Source organism: Arthrobacter sp. GCM10027362, from assembly GCF_042679445.1.
Classification (GTDB): domain Bacteria; phylum Actinomycetota; class Actinomycetes; order Actinomycetales; family Micrococcaceae; genus Crystallibacter.
The window spans coordinates 1-521 of record NZ_JBHTML010000460.1 but is presented as its reverse complement, the minus strand read 5'-3'; the positions used below and the strand labels follow the sequence as shown (position 1 = coordinate 521).

The window sequence follows — 521 nt, the reverse complement described above, 5'->3', positions numbered from 1 at the left end:
ACGCTGGCGGTGCTGCGGGCCGGGGTGGACGTGGCCCGGATGAACATGAGCCACGGGGACTACGCCGTGCACGAGCAGACCTACGCGAACGTGCGCAAGGCCGCGGCCGAACTGGGCCGGCCGGTGGGCATCTTCGCGGACCTGCAGGGGCCGAAGATCCGGCTCGGCCGCTTCGCCGACGGCCCGCACCACCTGGCGGTGGGCGACACGTTCACGATCACCGCCGAGGACGTGCCGGGCACCAGGGAGATCTGCTCGACCACGTACAAGGGCCTGCCCGGGGACGTGTCCGTGGGCGATACCCTGCTGATCGACGACGGCAAGGTCGCCCTGGAGGCCGTGGCGGTCAATGACGTCCAGGTGGTCGGCCGGGTCACGGTGGCCGGGACGGTGTCCAACAACAAGGGCATCAACCTGCCCGGCGTGGCCGTGAACGTGCCGGCACTGAGTTCCAAGGACGAGGCGGACCTGCGCTGGGCACTGCGCACCGGCGTGGACATGGTCGCCCTGTCCTTCGTCCG

At 70.6% G+C, this 521-nt stretch carries 1 protein-coding gene; it reads left to right on the top strand.

Annotation, left to right across the window (positions count from 1 at the left end; all coding sequences use genetic code 11):
- Positions 1-521: pyruvate kinase (locus ACFQ36_RS23350; protein WP_377018028.1), on the top strand; the 521-nt coding region annotated here is incomplete at both ends.